This is a genomic window from Mycobacterium sp. KBS0706, assembly GCF_005938675.2.
In the GTDB taxonomy this organism is placed as follows: domain Bacteria; phylum Pseudomonadota; class Alphaproteobacteria; order DSM-16000; family Inquilinaceae; genus Inquilinus.
The window spans coordinates 1-463 of record NZ_VCCH02000352.1; the positions used below are offsets into that span (position 1 = coordinate 1).

1 protein-coding gene is annotated in these 463 nt (G+C 64.8%); it reads left to right on the top strand.

Annotated elements, in window-relative coordinates:
- Positions 1 to 463: TCP-1/cpn60 chaperonin family protein (locus FFK22_RS42225; RefSeq protein ID WP_306770279.1), on the top strand; the 463-nt coding region annotated here is incomplete at both ends.

Here is a 463-nt window from a genome sequence, read left to right on the forward strand (position 1 = left end):
GGCGACCAAGACCGCCGACCTGGCCGGCGACGGCACCACCACCGCCATCGTCCTGGCCCACGCCATCGTCAAGGAGGGCGCCAAGGCGATTGGCGCCGGGCTGAACCCGATGGACGTCAAGCGCGGCATCGACCTGGCGGTCGCCGCGGTGGTCGAGGAGATCGGCAAGCGGGCCCAGACCATCTCGACCAATGACGAGATCGCCCAGGTCGGCACCATCTCGGCCAATGGCGAGCGCGACATCGGCGCCATGATCGCCAAGGCGATGAAGAAGGTCGGCAACGAGGGCGTGATCACGGTGGAGGAGGCCAAGAGCTTCGAGACTGAACTCGACATCGTCGAAGGCATGCAGTTCGACCGCGGCTACATCTCGCCCTACTTCGTCACCAATGCCGAGAAGATGATCGCGGAGCTGGAGAACCCGTACATCCTGCTGCACGAGAAGAAGCTGCCGAACCTGCAG